Source organism: Bryobacter aggregatus MPL3 (assembly GCF_000702445.1).
In the GTDB taxonomy this organism is placed as follows: domain Bacteria; phylum Acidobacteriota; class Terriglobia; order Bryobacterales; family Bryobacteraceae; genus Bryobacter; species Bryobacter aggregatus.
Map to the genome: position 1 here is coordinate 214,642 of NZ_JNIF01000004.1, position 20,462 is coordinate 235,103.

Here is a 20,462-nt window from a genome sequence, read left to right on the forward strand (position 1 = left end):
CTTTTCAGTGACGCAGCCCGCCAGGAGAAGCGCGTTACTGCTCGCGCAAGAGGTATTTCGGTTTCTCGATGGACGAGTTGCGGACCGCGATCCCGACTTTGACTGCAGTGAGTCCGAAGTTCGCGTAGGTGAGCGGCTTGGCGAAGGCGGGGGCGCGGTTGACGAGGATGGTTTGGCTGGCGAGGATGCCGCCGACGATGCCGAGCTTGATGCCCATTCCTTTGGCGCCGAAGGTGCCATTGCTGGAGCGGAGCATGGGGTTGGATTCCATTTTTCCCCAGGAGGACTGGACATCGGCGAAGGAGGCGGCGGTGAGCGCAACGGCGCTCCAGATCCAACGCTTCTGGGCTTTTTGCTGGATGCGGGCTTCTTCTTGAAGGTTGCGGGGATGCTCGATGACGTCGGCGAAGCTCAGGCTGGCGGTGAGGGAAGCAAACAGGGATAGCACCATGATTTTGCGCATTGGATTCGGTCTCCTTTTTCTTTGTGAGCCGCCCGGTGTTTGTGGCGTTGGGCTCAGGCTCGATTCCCATCTTGGGCGTCCGTGAGAAATGGATCTTGAACCTTTCTGGGCCCTTGTACCGGCCTGAAGCTCGTTGCCCGTTGGGGATACTCCTGTGGGCCCTTAGTCCTAACTGGCCATAGGTACACTATCTACTTATGACTCGCAGGTATGGTTGGTTCGGAATGCTTGGATTTGCCTTGATTTTGAATGGGCAGACGGCCTTAACCCCTTCGGAGAGCGGGGCTCGCCAGGGCCGGATTTGGATCACTCATGCCACTGTGATTGACGGGAGCGGCACACCGGCGAATGGACCGAGAACGATTCTGATCGAAGGGAATCGAATCGCCTCGGTGTCGCCGGCTGCGCCGCGCCCGGCGAATGGCGACAGAGTGATTGATGCCACGGGGAAGTATGTGATGCCAGGCTTGATCAATGCGCACGGCCACGTACAAGAGGAACGCGCGGGCTGGCCGATGCGGCAGGAGTACCAGTTCCAGATCTGGTTGGCCGCGGGGATCACGTCGGTGCGAGATTTAGGTTCGAATTTCGAGAAATCAAAGATCTGGCGGGAGAAGAGCGCGGCGAACACTGTGGCGGCGCCACGCTTGTTTCTGTGGCCGGTGTTTGGAATGAATCCAAATCCGTCCGCCGAAAATGAAGCCGCGATCCGGACTCGTTTGCAAAGCCTGAAAAGCAGCGGGGCGGACGGGATGAAGTTCTTTGAAATCTCGGAATGGACGATGAGGATTATGCAGGACGAGGCGCACAAGCTGGGTCTGCGGACGGCTCATCATACGGCGGTGGCGGAGACGAACACCTGGACGGACATTAAATACGGAACCACGACGATTGAGCATTGGTACGGGATTCCGGATGCGGCGCTGAAGGATGGCGTGCAGAACTTCCCGGCGAACTTCAACCACCAGTACGAAGTGGACCGTTTCCGCTATGCGGGACATCTGTTCCGGCAGGCGGACCCGGAAAAACTGCACCAGGTACTAGAGGCTATGGTGAAGGCTGGTGTGGCCTGGGATCCGACTTTGAATATCTATGAGGCCGCGCGCGATTTATTGCGCTACCAGAACCAACCGTTCTTCCCGGAGTATTTGCATCCGGCGCTGGAGAAGTTCTTTGCGCCTGATCCGACGAATCATGGCAGCTTCTTTTTAAACTGGACGAGCGCGGATGAAGCGGAGTGGCGGAACAACTACCGGCTCTGGATGGCTGCGGTGCGTGAGTTCGGCCGTTTGGGTGGGACGATCGGAGTGGGAGAAGATGCAGGCTATATCTATAACCTGTTTGGGTTTGGTCTGATTCGTGGGATGGAGTTACTGCAAGAGGCGGGCTTCCATCCGCTGCAAGTGATTACGCAGGCGACGGTGAACAATGCAAAGATTCTGGGGAAGGATACGGAAATCGGGTATGTGCGGGCGGGGTATCTGGCGGATCTCTTGGTGATTGACGGCAATCCGTTGGCGGATTTTCGGATCCTCTATCCGAAGACGACGGGAGTGCCGCAAAGCGGGAAGATCGAATGGACGATCAAGGATGGCGTGCCGTTCCACGCGCCAACGCTGGCCGGAAATGCAAGAAAGATCGTGCAGGAAGACCGGAAGGATCCAGGGACACGGCAGACGGTCTCGCGTGGGGGCGAAGAGGCGCACTAGCGCCTCTATACCCCGTCAATCTATCGTGGCCTACTGAAGTTTGCCGGGAGGGATTCCGATTGCGTACTCAGGTAGATGAATGGCTAAAGGCGTTGCAAAAAACACACTGGGCGCAGCCCTCGATCTGATCCAGACGCAGATGACCGAATTGCGGCAGACGGAAGCCTTGGAGGCGCAGATCCACGAGATGGTGGTGGGAAAACGGCATCGGCTGGATGTGCTGATGGGCGAGTTTTTGGCGCTGGCTGCAGGAATGGCCGAGGGGGGCGAGCGTGTGCCGATGGCGTCTCCTCCGAGTGTGCCCTCGCGAGATGGAACGAGTCCGACTGGAGCGGTTCCGGTGAATGTTGCGCCGACTCCGCCTCCAGTGATTTCTGCGCAGCCCCCCCGTGCGGAGCATGATAGCCGGCCTTTGCCGCTTACGACGCTTCCTCCAGGGGGAGCGCCAAAGGATTTATTGCATGCCAATGGGAATCGCAATGGTAATGCGGCCAGTTCTGCCACCCCACCTCCTTCGGCGCAACAGGTGCTGGATAGTTTGAACCGGTTGATGAGCGGGTTAAAAGAAATTTCAGGGAAGCCAGGGAGTTTGTCGCAGGCCTCGTGAGGCGGGCTGCCGTGTCCGATTCGCCGCCGCGATCGACGAACCGGAGGACGCATTGGCAGCGCCGAGATGCTGTGGATGCCGTCCGGTTTCGGATGTAAAGACAAGCAAGATTTCAAAGAACATTAGGGCCTATGGGCCAAGGGATGGAGATAGGCTTAGTTGCGGTCCGGCTGCTGTTTCTGGAGCGAAGAATAGATGGCGTCGACGGCACGGGTGGCTTCGTGCCGAATCCGCTCATTCCGTTCTTCCGGACTGAGTGTGGAGGCCGGATCTCCAAAGCGGTCGAGGATGCGTTCGGCAAAGCGTTCGAAGAGAAGCTGCTTCTCCAACTTCACCTGAGCGAGCAACTGCGGGGTCACGACCGGGAGTCCGGCCAAGGATGGGTTGTGATCGGGAAGTGGAGGTTGATCTTCAATGGCTTCGATTTCTGTTTTCTCATTGCGGCGAGCTTTCTCTTCCTGAATGGCGCGGATGGTGCGATTGATCTTGTTGGGGAGCCGTTCCAATTCACGGAGGATGAGCGGAAGCAGGGGCGCGGGGTTCGTCACAATCGTCCGGTCTTCTGCGTTCATTGCAACATTCAACAGGTGTTCCATTTGCAGGAAGCGGAGCTCGAAGTGGATGAGGTGGTGGACGAGGATGTTTTCGATGGGAGTGACAGGTTCATACTGTTGCAGCAGATTATCGACGACGGCCAGACAGAGATCGGTGTTGTGAATGTAGTTTTCGAAGTTGGCGAGGCTGAAGAGGCCATGTTTGAGAGAGTTGGAGGCAGACCTCGCTTTGCCGGCAGGAGTGCGAGGGCCGGTGGACTTTTTCGCATTGGCGCGGTTGGCGGCGAGACGAGCGGGGGAGCAGGGTTTGTGAGTGGCGGTTGGGTCCGTCGGGGTGGACGGATCGGGAACTTTCGCTGATTTCGAAGGATCGTTTTCCATGGCCGAAAGTATCATTGCGGATGCAGTAGCTACCGGACATCATTGCCTAGGTATTGAAAATAAAAGAAAAATAGATTTTCAATTTCAGTGACCGACTTGCAATGGTGGTGATTGTGGCCTTGCTTTCCTAAACCATCGTTGAGCGCAAGGAGGGTCTCTCTGGGCTAGTATGGAACTGTCTGGCGAAAGCCAGTGGATTGAAACCGCTTGTTAGTGCTACGTGAATTAGCGGCGTCAGAATTTCCAAACGGGAGCCCTTTAGGGGCTGCCCAACTGGCGCCTATATTATGCTGAACCTCCTAGGTTCAGCGTACTGACATAAGGCGACGGAAATTGGCTGGATGGTAAACGGACCTGCGTGGTCCATTTTTTTATCTCAGAAATTTTTCAGTTAGTACTAAAAAGCGGAAGATTGTTCTTGCAGTCAGCAAGAATCGAGCGCATTATTCCCTCAGGGACTCATTTGAGCTGGTTGCTCTCCTCGCTGGTGATCAACTCCCTTCAAAAGAAAATTCAACAAGGAGTTGAATATGCGCTCTAAAATATTTTCGATTCGTGTTCGTGCTGAGCACGAGTATGTTCCTCAGTGTGGAGTCGATTGGCCCGGAGAGATGGCGGGGCCAGTACTCGGCTTTCATGCCGCTAAGGAGATGCTGAACTCGATTTTGTATATTCCAGCCATCGAGTGGAAGATTGAGAATGTCTATCCTCTATCCCGTCGACAGGATTTCGAGTTGCGCATTCCTGGGACTGACAAGCGAAGGCATTGGGTACTTGAGCAGGTGATTTCCAGGGATGAAATCCCCCGTGATCACGATGCAATGCACCGCAGTCCCTTGAGCTTGAGAAATGTCGACTTCGCCATCTTCGCGCATTTCGCCAGCACAGGTTGTTGGGGCGACGGGGATAGTATCCGAAAACTTGAAGAAATCTTTGAATGGCGGGTCAGTCATGGGCATTACATCTCAAAGCCCAGTATCCAGCTTGAGCTCCCTGCGTACATTGATTGGTATGAAGGCTTGCCCGCGCCACTGAGAGTTGACTAGCAGATGAAATCAATGAGAAAACGGGGCCACTCGGCTCAGATTGAGTCTTCAGCGCGAGTGCACTTGCTCCCTGAACTTGTGGCCGGTCACTTCAATATTTCACTCCGAACGTAAAGCCAATAGATGCATTGGTGTTTCACGGCAATATCATTTGGCCCCAGCCGTTTCTGCGTGTCTTCAGTGAGGAAATCCAAGATTGTAAATTTGATAGGCAAAAAGGATGCAGATGAAGCCAGGTTTGGGATAGGATCGTTGTCTGTCTGAATGGAATTGAGCTGTTAGTTCTTATCGAAGGGACTCAATTGAAGCAAGAGTTTATCGCGCATAGACGAAAGTGTGATCAGAAAGAACAAAGCGTTGGAGAGCATCTGCTCAACGTGTCACGGTTGTCAGCAAAGTACTCCGGGAAAATTGGGTTAGCGGAGCTGGGAGAACTCATTGGGCTCCTCCACGATCTTGGAAAGTACAGTGCCGAGTTCCAAGCTTATTTAAGATCTGCGGAAGGATTGATTGATCCTGACGCAGATGACTATGTGAATGCGAGCCTAATGAAGGGGAAAGTAGATCATTCGACTGCCGGCGCTCAATATTTGTGGGCGCGCCTCTCCAGACAAAGCGGTTTGAGTCCCTTTATTGCTCAATTGGCCTCGCTTTGTATCGTGTCTCATCATTCCGGGCTGATTGACTGCCTTGCGGCAGGCGGGGAGCGCTTTGGCGAGAACGTGCTTTCTCGCCGTATGGACAAGAGTGACTTCAAGACCCATCTCAATGAGGTCAATGTCTCGGCAGATACCGAGATCCTTTCGCGAGTGGATGAGTTGTTGTCGATGGAGTCTTTGATCGAAGGCGTACGAAGTATTGGAGTCTCGATCGCCCAGAAGAACCATCAGTTTCCAATTGGAGCGCAACAACATTATGGGCTTCTTGTACGGATGCTCTTTAGTTGTTTGATCGATGCCGATCGAACGGATACGGCGGATTTTGAGAAGACAGGTGGAGCCATGCTTCGCCAGCATGGGGAATATTCACAATGGGGTGAATTGTTGCTTCGACTGGAAGCGAAAATTGGCGGACTGGAGAATCGGCGGCCCATTGACGCGCTACGTCAAGAGATCTCGATGCAGTGCCAGGCGGCGGCAAGTCGCCCGAAAGGGACTTACACTCTTACCGTTCCCACTGGCGGAGGAAAGACACTCGCCAGTCTCCGCTTCGCGCTGGAGCATGCTGCGGCCAGGAATCTAGATCGCATCATTTACGTCATCCCGTACACATCGATCATCGATCAGAATGCGAATGTCGCGCGGGAGGCGTTGGAAATAAATGCTGAGGAGCGAGGTCGCATTGTTCTCGAGTGCCATAGTAATCTTCTTCCTGAGGCGCAGACATGGCAAGAGAAGATCCTCAGTGAGAATTGGGACGCACCCGTAATTTATACGACGATGGTGCAGTTCCTCGAGGTTCTGTTCAGCGGTGGAACTCGAGGGGCGCGGCGCATGCATCAGCTGGCGCGGTCCGTTCTGATTTTTGACGAGATCCAGACCCTGCCACTGCGCTGTGTTCATCTTTTTAATAACGCTCTGAATTTTCTTACGGAACAGTGTGATAGCACTGTCGTGTTGTGTACGGCGACACAGCCACTTCTGCATCAAGTGTGCGAGAAAAGAGGCGCGATTCGACTTGCTCCGGATTCCGAGATCGTTGCGAATCCGGGAGAGGTTTTTGACCAGTTAAAGCGTGTGAGTGTGGAGGATCTCCGACGTCCGGAAGGGTGGAGCTATCCAGAGGTGGGCCGCCGGGCGGTGGAGGAATGTCTCCAAAACGGCAACTGCCTCGTGATCGTGAACACAAAGGAGGCGGCGCGACAAGTCTATCGTGCCTGTGACGAACTGCATCCTGAAGAACGAGTTCACCTCAGCACAGATATGTGTCCCGCTCATCGTAAAGAGAAACTCAAGATCGTGCTGGATCGAGTCAAAAATAAGCAGCGCGTGGTCTGCGTCAGTACACAGCTTATTGAAGCGGGAGTCGATGTCGATTTTCGGATTGTGATTCGTTCCTTGGCTGGGCTCGATTCCATTGCTCAGGCAGCCGGGCGGTGCAATCGAAATGGGGATCCAGCGCCGGGCAGGGTATTGGTGATGAATCTCAAGGAGGAGAAGCTCTCTATGCTTCCAGAATTAATTCTGGCGCAGAAGGAGGGCGCCCGACTGCTAGCAGACTTTGCTGCGAATCCAACCCGATACCGTGACAACTTATCCGGACCCGAAGCGATGGCGGACTACTACCGGAATTACTTTTTTGCGAGGAAAGAGGAGATGAGTTATGTGATTGGGAGGAAGGAACTCGGTCACGACGATACCTTGTTGAATCTATACTCCGAGAATAAGCACGCCTGGGAGAAGCTTGCTGGGAAGGGCAGCTACGATACAAGACTGCATTTTCGACAGGGGTTTCAGAGTGGCGGTACTGCTTTCCGAGTGATTGATAGCCCCACGCGTGGAATTGTCGTCCCGTATGGGGATGAGGGGAAGAAGATCATCGGGGAGCTGTGTGCGGCGTTTGAGGTAAAGAAGCAATTCTCAATTCTGCGCCGGGCGCAGCAGTTCAGTGTGAATGTCTTCCCGCATGTTCTCGAGAAGTTGAACCAGGCTGGCAATTTGTATCAAGTCCAGCCGGAGGTGCCGATTCTCTATCTCGGAGAAGGCCACTACAGCGAAGATTATGGATTGTCGGTGGAGCAAGTAGAAGAAATGGAGTTGATGAATGTCTAGCCCAGTGCGAAATAGCATTGAGTTCAAATTAACGGGACGCTACGCCTTGTTCACGGACCCCCTGACCAGGCTTGGCGGAGAAAAGTGCTCGTACCATGTTCCGACTTATGAGGCCCTGAAGGGGGTCGCTAAGTCTATCTATTGGAAGCCGAGCCTGATCTGGATCATTGATGAGCTTCGTGTGATGAAGCGAATCCGGACGCAGACAAAAGGCACAAAGCCGATGGAGTTTGGCGGCGGCAATAGCCTGGCGATCTATACCTTCCTGGCAGATGTCGAGTACCAGGTTCGTGCTCATTTCGAATGGAATGAGCATCGACCGGAACTGGCAAGCGACCGCGTGGAAGGCAAGCACTTCTCAATTGTCCGGAGGATGCTGGAGCGTGGCGGGAGGCAGGACATTTTCCTGGGTACTCGCGATTGCCAGGGCTATGTCGAGCCATGTGAGTTCGGTTCTGGTCCGAGCCCTCTCGATGGAGATGGCCGGCTCTCGTTCGGACTGATGTTTCACGGGTTTGATTACCCGGATGAGACTGGCGAGAAGCACCTCAGCGCAAGATTCTGGCGTCAGGAAATAGTGAACGGTGTGATTTCGTTCCCACGTCCAGAAGCCTGTGAGATGCGCAAAGTCATTCGTCCCATGAGCGTGAAGCCGTTTGGGATTGGCAAAGCCGTGAAGAGTGTTGAGGTCGAGTATGCCCAATTGGAGGATCTTCGATGAGCTGGATGCAGCGACTCTTTGAAACCTACGAGCGGTGTGCGGGGAGAGAGGCAGATGGGCTGGATCGATTGATGCCCATCAGCCATACGAATCAGCAGGCTCAGATTGAGGTCACGCTCGATCAGCGCGGCGCCTTTCGAGGCGCATCGGTTCTTTCGGACAAGGATAAAGCCACGACGCTGATCCCGTGTACCGAAGAGTCTGGTGGGCGGGCTGGTAGTAAGCCGGTGAATCATCCTCTTTGCGACAAGTTGCAATATGTTGCGGGAGACTTTGTCGAGTTTGGGGGAGAAGTGACGTCGGGTTTTGCTTCCGACGCGTCAGCACCGCATCGGGAGTTTTTGAGATCCCTCCGAGGTTGGGCGAACTCAGATTATGCCCATCCAAAGTTGGATGCGATTCTGCGGTATGTGGAAAGGGGCTCGGTCGTTGCCGATCTCGTTCAAGCGGGAATCCTGCCGGTGGATGAGAATCGTCTTGTTCTGAAGAGCTGGACTGGTGAAAGAGAGGAAGCCCCGCCGATCTTCAAGGCGATTCAGAATACACAAGCACCTGAGGATGCATTTGTCCGTTGGAGGATCGAAGATGATCGTACCCCGATTGCCAACACGTGGGATGATTCCGAGTTGATTGCTTCCTGGGTTTCCTACTACAAGGAGATCCAGACCAAACGTGGCATCTGTATGGTGACGGGCAAGGAGAGCACACTCGCGGTGCAGCACCCGGCCAAGCTGCGGCATGGTGGGGACAAAGCAAAGTTGATCTCTTCCAACGATACGAGTGGATATACCTTTCGTGGACGATTTCTCGAGGCAGATGAGGCCGCCACCGTCGGGTTTGAGGTGACGCAAAAGGCTCATAACGCGCTGCGCTGGTTAGTCAAGAATCAAAGCTACCGTAGCGGTGACTTTGTGGTGGCGAGCTGGGCGGTGACCGGCAAGGTTCTCCCAAATCCGTGCTACGACACGATGGATCTGTTCCTCCATGTTCCCGAGGAACAGGTGCGTACTGAGGTTTCTTCCGATACGGCGCAAGAGTTTGGCCTCAGGCTTGCGCGAGCGATCGCGGGGTATGGATCTACGCTGGATCCGGGGGAAGAGATCGTTGTGATGGCTATTGACTCTGCTACGCCAGGGCGGATGGGCATCCCTTTCTATCGAGAGTTACGTGGTTCGGAGTTCTTGGAGCGAGTCAAGCAATGGCATAGCCAGTATGCCTGGTCTCAAAACTTTGGGAAGAACTCAAAGTTTGTCGGCGCACCTGCCCCGCGTGACATTGCTGAGGCTGCTTACGGCCGCCGTTTGGATGACAAGCTTCGGAAGGCGACGCTCGAACGTCTGTTGCCGTGCATCGTGGATGCTCGGCTCTTGCCTCGCGATCTTGTCCTGTCGACAGTCCATCGGGCTACCAACAGGGTAGGACTGGAGCGATGGGAGTGGGAAAAGGTTTTAGGAATAGCGTGTTCGCTCTGGCGAGGACACTACATCGATAGGAGATACCAGATGGCACTAGAAGAAGATCGAAGGAGTCGCGACTATCTGTTTGGACGGCTTCTCGCGATTGCCGACGACATTGAGAGCTACGCGCTGTGGGCCGCGAAGGAGGAGAGAAGCACTACCGCAGCTCGCTTGACGCAGCGTTTTGCAGATCGTCCTTTGTCGACATGGCGAACGATCGAAATGGGTATACGTCCTTATGCTGCAAAGCTTCGTTCGGGAGAGAAGAAATGGCGGGACCGAATTTTTGCTCGCGAGAAGCTTCTCGACGTCGTTGTTTCGATGTTCAATCCCGAAGATTTTACAAGTGAAGCGCGTTTAAGTGGAGAATTCCTGCTGGGCTATCACTGCCAGCGGCAGGCCCTTCGCCCATCTGCGAGCCCCAATGACACGAAAGATACAGATGTAACAGGAGAAGAGAAATAATCATGAGCACCTTACAGCACAAAATTGATTTCGCGCTGGTACTGCGGGTGAAGAACGCAAACCCGAATGGCGATCCGTTGAACGGCAACCGGCCGCGTACTGATTATGAGGGACTTGGAGAGATCACCGATGTCTGTCTGAAGCGCAAGTTGCGCGACCGGCTACAAGAGGCTGGTGAAGCCATCTTCGTGCAATCGGACGACCGGAAGATTGATGGTGAGCCTAGTCTCCGAGAGCGAGCACGGTCAGAGACGAATGGTTTAGGTCAGAAAGCTTTTAGCAAATGGAAAAAAGAGGATACGGCGAAGGCTGCTTGTGAAAAATGGTTTGATGTCAGAGCTTTCGGCCAGGTATTTGCCTTTGGCAAAGATGGTGATGCGAGCGGTGTTTCGATTCCGGTTCGTGGTCCTGTGACGATTCAATCGGCATTCAGCAAAGAACCCGTGAGTGTGACGAGTACGCAGATCACAAAGAGCGTCAGCGGCGAAGGCGATGGATCGAAGAGAGGATCAGACACGATGGGTATGAAGCATCGTGTGGATTCCGGAATCTACGAGTGCTACGGGAGTATCAATCCACAGTTGGCGGAGCGCACCGGTTTTAGCGACGCAGATGCGGAACGATTGAAATCGATTCTCCCGAAGCTGTTTGAGAATGATGCCTCATCGGCCCGGCCTGAGGGGAGCATGGAAGTCCTGAAGCTGATCTGGTGGAAGCATGGGAGCAAGTCTGGGCAGTATTCTTCGGCAAAGGTCCATCGCTCTCTTCAGGTTGGAAAGGATGGCGGGATTGAAATCGCCGAGCTTGCCGGATTAGAACCGGACGTGATTGACGGCTTCTAGCGAGGACAGTGATGTATTCAGAGGAAGAACTCTTACCCCTTTCCGGAATTCAGCACTTTCTCTTCTGTCCCCGGCAGTGGGCGCTGATTCATGTGGAGCAGCAGTGGGCAGAGAATCGCCTGACGGTGGAGGGGCGAGTTCTTCATGACAAAGTGGACGAGGGGAAACCCGAATCAAGAGATGGTTATCGCATCGAGCGCAGCATTCCGCTGCGCTCGTTTGCGTTAGGACTGACCGGTAAGGCGGATGTCGTCGAGTATCCTCTCGATCGCAGTTCGGCGTTAGTTCCTGTCGAGTATAAGCGGGGCAAAGAGAAGAATCACGATGCCGATGTGGTGCAGCTTTGCGCCCAAGCCTTGTGTCTCGAAGAGATGACCGGAACCTCGATTCCCAGTGGAGCAATCTTTTATGGCGAGCCTCGGCGCCGTCTGCCTGTTGTGTTTGACGAGGAACTCCGCCAGACGACCCAGCAGGCGGCAGCGGATATGCACCGGCTGTTTCGCCTGGGCGAGACACCGCGTCCGGTGTTTGAGAAGAAGTGCAAGAACTGTTCTCTGCTGGAAATCTGTGAACCGAAGCGGATGGGCCGCAGCGGCATGGGTAAGGAATGGGAATCGATGCTGCACCAGTGTCTGAGCGAGAGGCTATGAAGAAACTGCTGAACACGCTGTTTATCACGCGCCAGGGCGTCTATCTTGCCAAAGAGGGCGAGACGATTCAGGTGAAGGAAGCCGATGAGACGTTGTTGCGCGTTCCTGTTCATACCTTGCAAGGGGTGGTGTGCTTTGGGCGGGTGAATGCCTCGGCGTCGTTGATGGGATTCTGCGGGGAGCGCGGTGTTTTGATGAGCTTCTTTACGGAGTGGGGCGAGTTCCTTTGCCGGGTCCAAGGTCCGGTGTCGGGGAATGTCCTGCTGCGCCGGAGACAGTATCGAGTAGCCGATGATGTGGAGGGCTGTCAGGCTGTGGTGCGGACGATTGTCTGTGCGAAGGTCGCCAATTGCCGACAGGTGCTGATGCGGGCGATTCGGGAAGAATATGACGACTCAGAGAGCTTGAGTCGGCAAGTGGTGGTGCTGAAGAGTGTGCTGGAACGGGCGGCGCGTCCGGGGCAGAGCGTGGATGTGCTGCGTGGTTTGGAAGGCGAGGCGGGGAAAGCTTACTTTGGCTGTTTTCAGAGTCTGATTGGGGAGGGACGAGAAGAGTTTGCGTTCCAGGGGCGAAGCCGCAGGCCACCGCTGGACCGGGTGAATGCGATGTTGTCTTTTGTCTATACGCTGCTGGTGCACGATGTCACGAGTGCGCTCGAGGGAGTGGGGCTCGACCCGGCTTGTGGCTTTCTCCATAAGGATCGGCCCGGCCGTCCGAGTCTGGCGCTGGATTTGATGGAAGAGTTGCGACCGGTGATTGCGGACCGGCTGGTGTTGAGTTTGATCAATCGACAACAGGTGCGGACGAGGCATTTTCGCGAGTCCGAAGGGGGCGCTGTATTGCTGAACGAAGAGGGCCGAAAGGAGGTTCTGACGGCCTGGCAGAAGAGGAAGCAGGAAGAGTTTCTGCATCCGATGCTGGAGGAGCGAGTCGCTGTGGGGTTGCTGCCTCATGTGCAAGCGATGTTTTTGGCTCGCTATTTACGTGGAGATTCCGAGATGTATCCGGCGCTGCTCTGGAAGGGGTGAATCGGGATGCTGGTGCTAGTAACCTATGATGTTTCGACCGAAACGTCCGCGGGACGAAAGCGTCTGCGGCGAGTGGCGAAGCATTGCCAGAATTTCGGGCAGCGGGTGCAGAACAGCGTGTTCGAGTGTCTGGTGGATCCGGGGCAGTATGCCGATTTGCGTGCGAAGCTGCTCGATGAAGTGGATCTGGATGAGGACAGTTTGCGGTTTTACTTTTTGGGAGCAGAGTGGAAGCGGCGGGTGGAGCATCACGGGGCGAAGGTTGCGTACGATCCGGAAGGTCCGCTGATTATTTGATCTTGCGCGGACGGGAAGCGGGTGCTGTGACACGGGGAGGTCCGCGCGCCGTGTATCTGATTGATTTGATTGGTTTTTGCGGGATGGGGATTGTCTTTGTGTCTTCTGGCGCACTGGGCGTCAGACAGGTGCGCGGAAATGTGCGGCTAAACACCTGAGATGACTGGGGTTATACTGGGGTGGTCGCGCCCCTCGCGGGCGCGTGGATTGAAACAGATGGCGCTCGACCTTGATGGTGCGGGCCCGTGGTCGCGCCCCTCGCGGGCGCGTGGATTGAAACGAGGTAGCTCGAATCTTAGTGCGTTTATCGGCGGGTCGCGCCCCTCGCGGGCGCGTGGATTGAAACGCGGGACGAACTCAGTGCGAAGCCGCTCGAAGCCGTCGCGCCCCTCGCGGGCGCGTGGATTGAAACCTATCTGCAAGCGAAGCAGAGATCGCACTGGGAGTCGCGCCCCTCGCGGGCGCGTGGATTGAAACACATGTCCGGGTTGTAGCCGTTGATGATGGCGTGTCGCGCCCCTCGCGGGCGCGTGGATTGAAACACCGCCAGAATGGACAATCCCCCAGGCCGGCACGTCGCGCCCCTCGCGGGCGCGTGGATTGAAACAGTATCTTGCTGCGAAGCCGGTTATCGCGGGAAGTCGCGCCCCTCGCGGGCGCGTGGATTGAAACCCAACGCACAGCGCAGTCTTGGGGATCATCACGTCGCGCCCCTCGCGGGCGCGTGGATTGAAACTCACCCGTAGGATCACTAGTACTGTTGCTTTTTAGTCGCGCCCCTCGCGGGCGCGTGGATTGAAACGTGTTTCGTGCGGGAGCAATAATTCATGACGCCTGTCGCGCCCCTCGCGGGCGCGTGGATTGAAACCTTCGCGCGGCTTTATGCATCGCCGGATCAAGGCGTCGCGCCCCTCGCGGGCGCGTGGATTGAAACGTGACCGATGGCGAGAAGAGTTCGAAGCGAAAACGTCGCGCCCCTCGCGGGCGCGTGGATTGAAACCAATAGCGGGTCTCACCCTTACCCCACTCGTGTTCGTCGCGCCCCTCGCGGGCGCGTGGATTGAAACTCGCCCTTGACCGCAGCCAGGCGGAGCGCTGTTGTCGCGCCCCTCGCGGGCGCGTGGATTGAAACACATCACGTTGTCTCTCGACCGGGCGGCGGGGAGTCGCGCCCCTCGCGGGCGCGTGGATTGAAACGATTACGCCGCGACTGTAGACACTTCACCACATGTCGCGCCCCTCGCGGGCGCGTGGATTGAAACCACCGTGCCATTCAGCTTGACGCCCCACGGCTCGGTCGCGCCCCTCGCGGGCGCGTGGATTGAAACGAGTTCTTGCGGTTTGTGCCCCAGGTCATTTCGGGTCGCGCCCCTCGCGGGCGCGTGGATTGAAACGGCTACGCCAGCGCTGCTGAGCCCCAGACTGCAGTCGCGCCCCTCGCGGGCGCGTGGATTGAAACGGCGACGATAACCTCTGACGAAAGCCCCGCATTGTCGCGCCCCTCGCGGGCGCGTGGATTGAAACTACGGACGAGAAGAAGACAAAGGGCGTCCCGCCAGTCGCGCCCCTCGCGGGCGCGTGGATTGAAACTCGAAGGTGTCAACGTCAAGATCGACAATCTCGGTCGCGCCCCTCGCGGGCGCGTGGATTGAAACGTTGGTCTCAGTGTTGTAGATGTACAGTTTCATGTCGCGCCCCTCGCGGGCGCGTGGATTGAAACAGCTTTGAATCGCCAGGCGCTCGGGAAGTCTTTGTCGCGCCCCTCGCGGGCGCGTGGATTGAAACATCGGCATGCCTTGCTCGATGATTCGGTCGCCGCGTCGCGCCCCTCGCGGGCGCGTGGATTGAAACGGTCGACAACAGTAAGATCGACAACCTTGCTGTCGTCGCGCCCCTCGCGGGCGCGTGGATTGAAACGCGTAAGTGGCTACTGAGTAAACTCAAGCCCGAGTCGCGCCCCTCGCGGGCGCGTGGATTGAAACTGCCCGTTGTAAGTTCGATCCAGCACGTCGCAGTCGCGCCCCTCGCGGGCGCGTGGATTGAAACTTCGCGACAGGTTTCAGCTTTGAATCGCCAGGCGTCGCGCCCCTCGCGGGCGCGTGGATTGAAACAGATCGTGCTGGTTTGCGACCTCTGCGATGAACGTCGCGCCCCTCGCGGGCGCGTGGATTGAAACACGTACAGACTACCTGAACTCCCTCCGCAACAAGGTCGCGCCCCTCGCGGGCGCGTGGATTGAAACCTCGAAGGAATTGCCGACTTTGCAGAAGGCATCGCGTCGCGCCCCTCGCGGGCGCGTGGATTGAAACATCTCATCCATGTAGCCGGGTGCAGGCCGCTCGTCGCGCCCCTCGCGGGCGCGTGGATTGAAACAATCAGAACGCTTCGTCTGGCTACGTCATCCGCGTCGCGCCCCTCGCGGGCGCGTGGATTGAAACAAGTTTCGAATGCTCCTCAACTTTTGGGTACGGCGTCGCGCCCCTCGCGGGCGCGTGGATTGAAACTAGGTGGCACTGGTGAGATCAACACTACGCCCGGTCGCGCCCCTCGCGGGCGCGTGGATTGAAACAAAAACGTCGTGTTGCCGATGCAGCAGTACTCAGTCGCGCCCCTCGCGGGCGCGTGGATTGAAACACAACAGTGCCAGTGCCACTGGCAACGCGGAAGCGTCGCGCCCCTCGCGGGCGCGTGGATTGAAACTTGCAATCTAGGAATCCTCTTTTTCAGATTTCTGTCGCGCCCCTCGCGGGCGCGTGGATTGAAACTACGAATCGTTGCTTTCCCACGGCCTGAATATGTGTCGCGCCCCTCGCGGGCGCGTGGATTGAAACTCGGTGCACCATGAGGTGTCGCCGCCCATCTTGACGTCGCGCCCCTCGCGGGCGCGTGGATTGAAACTTTAACCGCGTGGCGGAGCATTTGTTGGCGCAAGTCGCGCCCCTCGCGGGCGCGTGGATTGAAACAAGACTAGCGCGAGAATCAAAATGTTTATCAAAGGTCGCGCCCCTCGCGGGCGCGTGGATTGAAACTCGTGTGTTGGTCATGAATCAACAATACACGCTGTCGCGCCCCTCGCGGGCGCGTGGATTGAAACCATTGATCCGCGTTGAAAAGTTGATTCACTTCAGTCGCGCCCCTCGCGGGCGCGTGGATTGAAACTCGGTCGCCGCCAGCGCCGAGTAACGCTGCATATGTCGCGCCCCTCGCGGGCGCGTGGATTGAAACGAGAATCAACCGATCACTCTTATCGTGGTGATAGTCGCGCCCCTCGCGGGCGCGTGGATTGAAACCGCATAAACTATTTTCGTGAGAGTTGCATTTTGTCGCGCCCCTCGCGGGCGCGTGGATTGAAACTTGGAAGATCTTTTATGAAAAATCTCCCAGTGGTCGCGCCCCTCGCGGGCGCGTGGATTGAAACTGGGATATTCCTGATCAGTAGTAACGCCGCTAGGTCGCGCCCCTCGCGGGCGCGTGGATTGAAACTTTCCCAGTGCCGCAGAACCCGATTATTGCCGGACGTCGCGCCCCTCGCGGGCGCGTGGATTGAAACTTTTTTAATTTATCCCAATCAATCGATCTGGCCCGTCGCGCCCCTCGCGGGCGCGTGGATTGAAACCAGAAGAATTCCCGCGTCGACGAGACCACGAATCACGTCGCGCCCCTCGCGGGCGCGTGGATTGAAACCCATCGCAATCGATCAAAGAATACGAAAAATGGGTCGCGCCCCTCGCGGGCGCGTGGATTGAAACCGGCCGCCGGCAACTGAAGAAGGCGCCATGAACGTCGCGCCCCTCGCGGGCGCGTGGATTGAAACTGGTCCTGAAGCGGTTTGCTTTTGCTCGGCTGGAGTCGCGCCCCTCGCGGGCGCGTGGATTGAAACCGGTGCCATCGAGCGCGCCATTATTATGGCCGGGTCGCGCCCCTCGCGGGCGCGTGGATTGAAACGGCTGTCAAACTCCTCACAAAACATTGGCAATTTGTCGCGCCCCTCGCGGGCGCGTGGATTGAAACGAGAAGGTTGCGACGGCCACTGTAAACCTACCCGAGTCGCGCCCCTCGCGGGCGCGTGGATTGAAACATGCGCTCATTAATCAAATGCGCGCGGACGACAGTCGCGCCCCTCGCGGGCGCGTGGATTGAAACACGCTCAGATAGAGACGGATGAGTATTGTACCCTGTCGCGCCCCTCGCGGGCGCGTGGATTGAAACCACCGCCTCCGGCTGCACGAACGGCAGCACCTCGTCGCGCCCCTCGCGGGCGCGTGGATTGAAACGCGGGCCGCCGCGAACGCCGCTTGAGTGTCAAAGGTCGCGCCCCTCGCGGGCGCGTGGATTGAAACGCAAACGCAGCGGTTGGGACAAATCGTAAATCAGTCGCGCCCCTCGCGGGCGCGTGGATTGAAACTCGCTGTGCTCCCCGCCGTGACTAAGCCGGATGGGTCGCGCCCCTCGCGGGCGCGTGGAGTGAAACTTAGTGCTACCTATGTAGGTAAAAGAGCTGTTGCGTCACGCCCCTCGCGGGCGTGGATGGAGGGCCAGCGAAACCCAGTCACAAGCAGAAGAATTTTATTTTTCATTTATTTTGAATGAGTTGTGGGTCATTTGTGTAGAGATATTCCGGGTGGGTTCTCCACGATTCCTATCTTGGTACCGTCATGAATGATTCCCATTGGCTTCGAGGCGGACACCGGAAACTGGTGAATGCCCTCCTGTTTGAATCTCCGGTGGAGACGGTTCGTACCCTGACTGCCGCCTCCTCTCCCCATACGGCTCCTCCTTCCATCCTGGAGGTGGTGCGCCACCATTTCTCCTTCGATCCCGATGCCATGCAGGAGCAAGTTTTACTCCGTGGCGGGAAACGCCTTTTGCTTTGCTGCACCCGGCAATGGGGCAAGTCGACAACTGCTGCCGCTCTTGCCGCCTATCGTGCCTTGACCGACCCGGAATCCTTAATCCTTGCCGTCTCCCCGACGCTGCGGCAGACCGGAGAATTGATTACGAAGGTCCGTCAGTTTCTCGAAAAGGCCGGTTGTGTGCTCCAAGGTGGCCAGCTTTCCTTTCAGATTGGCAATGGCGCTCGTGTTCTTGGGCTTCCGGGGAAGGGGTCACATGTCCGCGGTTTCAGTGCTCCCTCGCTGATCGTGATCGATGAGGCGGCGCAAGTGGAAGATCTTCTTTACAAGTCGATTCGCCCGATGTTGGCTGCTGGGGATGGGGATCTTGCTTTGTTGTCAACGCCGTTTGGCGAACGTGGATTCTTCTGGAAGGAGTGGGCGAAAGGACCGGAGGATTGGACCCGGATCGAAGTGAAGGCGACGGATTGCCCGCGCATTCGACCGGAGTTTCTCGCGGTGGAACGGCGGGTCCAGGGCGAGGAATGGTTTGCACAGGAATACCTTTGCAGTTTTATTGGAATGGAGAACCAAGCCTATCGCACGGAGTGGCTGGCGCGGGCGAAGGCGGAGGGACTCCGTTATCGCGAGCTTGATTTCCAACTGAAGGGGCGTCTGCGGTGAATGCGGTGCTGCGCAGTTTCCATCTTGGGGTCGACCTCGGGAAACTGCGCGACCACTCGGCTTTTGTTGTGGTGGAGCAGCGTGTGGAGAGTTGCGGGTTTCGTGACCCGGTCAGCTTCGAGATGCGTCTGCGGCGCGTGCTTGTGGTGCGGCTGGTGGAACGCGTGCGGTTGGGTACGGGTTATGAACAGGTGATGGATGAGATGGAGCGGCTGACGCAGTGTGAGGAGTTTCGCGGCTCGAATGTGACGACCGCTTTTGACGCGACAGGGATCGGCATGGTGGTGGAAGAGGGATTGCGCCGGCGGCGGCTGCAGGGGGAATTGTATCCGGTGGTGATCCATGGCGGGCTGGCGGGGAGTTACCGGAACGGGCAGTATCCGACACCCCGGACGGAATTGTTGCTTGGCGTGCAACGGGCTTTTGAAGTGGAGGGATTGGTGGTCGCCGCAGGCGTGGTGGGGTGGGAAGCGCTGGTGGAGGAGTTGCAGGGGATGCGGCAGTTGCCGAGCTTGCGAGGGCCCTCCTTTGTGAGTGAGGGAAAGCATGACGATCTGGTGTTTGCGCTGGCCTTGGCGTTGTTTGGCACGAGGATGCGCGTGTTGCCGACTACCGGGGCGCGGGTGCGGGCCCGCCGCGAGGTGGACACGATCTAGAGGCCTGCCGCGCTTTACCGGATTGCCGAGACACGCCAGACGGTGTTGGAGGCATCGTCGGTAACGATGAGTGCGCCGTCTTTGGCGACCGTCACCCCGACCGGGCGGCCCCAAACGTTCCCGTCCGGCAGGACGAAACCGGTGAGGAAGTCTTCGTAAGCGCCACTTGCCTTGCCGTCTTTGACCGGGACGTGCACGACGCTGTAACCGGTGCGGATGGCACGATTCCAGGAACCGTGCTGGGCGGCGAAGATGTGCCCTTTGTACTCCTCAGGGAATTGGTTCCCTTCATAAAAGGTGAGTTGCAGGGAGGCGTGGTGCGGCTGGAGGAGAACATCAGGCACGATGACTTTCGATTTCAGCTCGGGATGCTTTCCAGCGTGACGCGGGTCCTGATTGCCGCCAATGTAGTACCAGGGCCAGCCGTAGAAGCCGCCATCCTCGACGTGGGTGATGTAATCGGGGACGAGGTTGTCGCCGAGGGCGTCGCGCTCATTGACGGAGGTCCAGAGTTGGCCGGTGGCGGGGTCGATGGCGAGGCCGACCGGGTTCCGGATGCCTTTGGCGAAGACACGGCGGCCTGTGCCGTCGGGGTTGGCCACTAGTATCGCTGCGCGGTCGTTCTCGGCCCGATTCTGGTCGGTGTCGTCGGCGTTACTGAGCGAGCCGACACTGACAAAGAGGTGCTGGCCGTCTTGGGAGAAGACGATGTCGCGCGTCCAGTGTCCGCCGCCACGGAGACGGCCTCCCCCGGGGATGTTGGCGAGGATCATTTGAGGCTTGGCGTTTGACCGGGTGGCAGCAGGATGGTAGGGGATGCGGACGACGGAATCGGTATTGGCGATATAGAGGAAATTTGGGTTGGGGCCGAGCGGGTAGAACGCGATGCCAAAGGGTTGGCTGAGGCCGGAGATATAGGTTTCGACCGGCTTGCCCGGCCGGAGAATCTTGATGCGGCCGGCTTCGCTTTCGACGATGAAGAGGTCCCCGTTGGGCGCGGTGCGGATGAGGCGGGGCCGGTCGAGTCCGGTGGCGATCGCTTCGACCTTGAAGCCTGCCTTGGCTTGCGGCCAGGCATTTTTCGGGCGATCGATCAGGCGGGGACCGTTGTCGACGGAACTGGTGCTGTAGGGCTTGGGAAGGTCTGCGGGCGTAATCCTGTGCCAGACTCCGGGCTTCTCGGTGCGGTAGTCTCCGAAGGTTGCTGGCGAGTTGGCTGTCTGGGCGAGCAGCGGGGCGGTGAGGAGCCAGAGGGCAAATTTGGACGGACGCATCTTCATTCTTAGAGAGGAGAACCTC

The 20,462-nt window shown here is 57.4% G+C and carries 15 protein-coding genes and 1 CRISPR repeat array; of the genes, 12 read left to right on the top strand and 3 right to left on the bottom strand.

Going from position 1 to position 20,462, the window contains the following annotated elements:
- Positions 1-34: 34 nt before the first annotated feature.
- Positions 35-463, bottom strand: a complete 429-nt coding sequence (locus M017_RS0120605; RefSeq protein WP_031500079.1) for a hypothetical protein — start codon at positions 461-463, stop codon at positions 35-37.
- 197 nt (positions 464-660) lie between these two features.
- Here M017_RS0120605 and M017_RS0120610 point away from each other — a divergent pair, with 197 nt between their 5' ends.
- The gene (locus M017_RS0120610) at positions 661-2,172 is read left to right on the top strand and encodes an amidohydrolase family protein (protein WP_080508051.1); all 1,512 of its coding nucleotides are present in this window, start codon (positions 661-663) and stop codon (positions 2,170-2,172) included.
- A gap of 79 nt (positions 2,173-2,251) precedes the next feature.
- Positions 2,252-2,779 carry a hypothetical protein gene (locus M017_RS0120615; protein WP_031500081.1) on the top strand — a complete coding sequence of 176 codons (528 nt, stop codon included), beginning with the start codon at positions 2,252-2,254 and terminating at the stop codon, positions 2,777-2,779.
- Between the two features lie 155 nt (positions 2,780-2,934).
- Here M017_RS0120615 and M017_RS0120620 read toward each other — a convergent pair whose 3' ends face one another.
- Positions 2,935-3,714 (bottom strand): hypothetical protein, encoded by a 780-nt coding sequence (locus M017_RS0120620; protein WP_031500082.1) that lies wholly within the window; start codon positions 3,712-3,714, stop codon positions 2,935-2,937.
- A 530-nt stretch (positions 3,715-4,244) separates the two neighbouring features.
- On the opposite strand from M017_RS0120620, the gene M017_RS0120625 reads away from it, so the two are divergent.
- The 10 genes from M017_RS0120625 to M017_RS0120675 all read left to right on the top strand — a co-directional run bounded on the left by M017_RS0120625 (position 4,245) and on the right by M017_RS0120675 (position 19,163).
- The gene (locus M017_RS0120625; RefSeq protein WP_155121537.1) at positions 4,245-4,760 is read left to right on the top strand and encodes a Cas5 family CRISPR-associated protein; all 516 of its coding nucleotides are present in this window, start codon (positions 4,245-4,247) and stop codon (positions 4,758-4,760) included.
- 302 nt (positions 4,761-5,062) lie between these two features.
- Positions 5,063-7,531 (top strand): CRISPR-associated helicase/endonuclease Cas3, encoded by a 2,469-nt coding sequence (locus M017_RS0120630; protein WP_031500084.1) that lies wholly within the window; start codon positions 5,063-5,065, stop codon positions 7,529-7,531.
- A complete protein-coding gene (cas5c, locus tag M017_RS0120635) occupies positions 7,524-8,252 on the top strand; it encodes a type I-C CRISPR-associated protein Cas5c (protein ID WP_031500085.1) in 729 nt (242 codons plus the stop codon). Before M017_RS0120630 ends, cas5c begins: the two co-directional genes overlap by 8 nt.
- Entirely contained in the window at positions 8,249-10,174 is a 1,926-nt protein-coding gene (gene cas8c, locus M017_RS0120640) for a type I-C CRISPR-associated protein Cas8c/Csd1 (RefSeq protein WP_031500086.1), read from the top strand. Before cas5c ends, cas8c begins: the two co-directional genes overlap by 4 nt.
- Before the next feature lie 2 nt (positions 10,175-10,176).
- Complete coding sequence (cas7c, locus tag M017_RS0120645) at positions 10,177-11,016, top strand: type I-C CRISPR-associated protein Cas7/Csd2 (protein WP_031500087.1); 840 nt, start codon at positions 10,177-10,179, stop codon at positions 11,014-11,016.
- Positions 11,017-11,027: 11 nt separating this feature from the next.
- A complete protein-coding gene (cas4, locus tag M017_RS0120650) occupies positions 11,028-11,666 on the top strand; it encodes a CRISPR-associated protein Cas4 (protein WP_035958737.1) in 639 nt (212 codons plus the stop codon).
- A complete protein-coding gene (gene cas1c / locus M017_RS0120655) occupies positions 11,663-12,694 on the top strand; it encodes a type I-C CRISPR-associated endonuclease Cas1c (RefSeq protein WP_031500089.1) in 1,032 nt (343 codons plus the stop codon). Before cas4 ends, cas1c begins: the two co-directional genes overlap by 4 nt.
- 6 nt (positions 12,695-12,700) lie before the next feature.
- Positions 12,701-12,991: a CRISPR-associated endonuclease Cas2 gene (gene cas2, locus M017_RS0120660; RefSeq protein WP_031500090.1), complete on the top strand. Its 291-nt coding sequence runs from the start codon at positions 12,701-12,703 to the stop codon at positions 12,989-12,991.
- A gap of 182 nt (positions 12,992-13,173) precedes the next feature.
- Positions 13,174-17,462: direct repeats of the CRISPR family, unit length 32 nt; unit sequence GTCGCGCCCCTCGCGGGCGCGTGGATTGAAAC.
- Between the two features lie 184 nt (positions 17,463-17,646).
- Positions 17,647-18,507 (top strand): terminase large subunit domain-containing protein, encoded by an 861-nt coding sequence (locus tag M017_RS26970; protein WP_035958739.1) that lies wholly within the window; start codon positions 17,647-17,649, stop codon positions 18,505-18,507.
- Positions 18,504-19,163 (top strand): hypothetical protein, encoded by a 660-nt coding sequence (locus M017_RS0120675; protein ID WP_031500092.1) that lies wholly within the window; start codon positions 18,504-18,506, stop codon positions 19,161-19,163. The genes M017_RS26970 and M017_RS0120675 overlap by 4 nt, the downstream gene beginning before the upstream one ends.
- 14 nt (positions 19,164-19,177) lie before the next feature.
- Here the strand turns inward: M017_RS0120675 and M017_RS0120680 are convergent, their stop codons facing one another.
- Positions 19,178-20,443, bottom strand: coding sequence for a PQQ-dependent sugar dehydrogenase (locus M017_RS0120680; RefSeq protein WP_202901700.1), 1,266 nt, complete (start codon positions 20,441-20,443; stop codon positions 19,178-19,180).
- Positions 20,444-20,462: the final 19 nt, after the last annotated feature.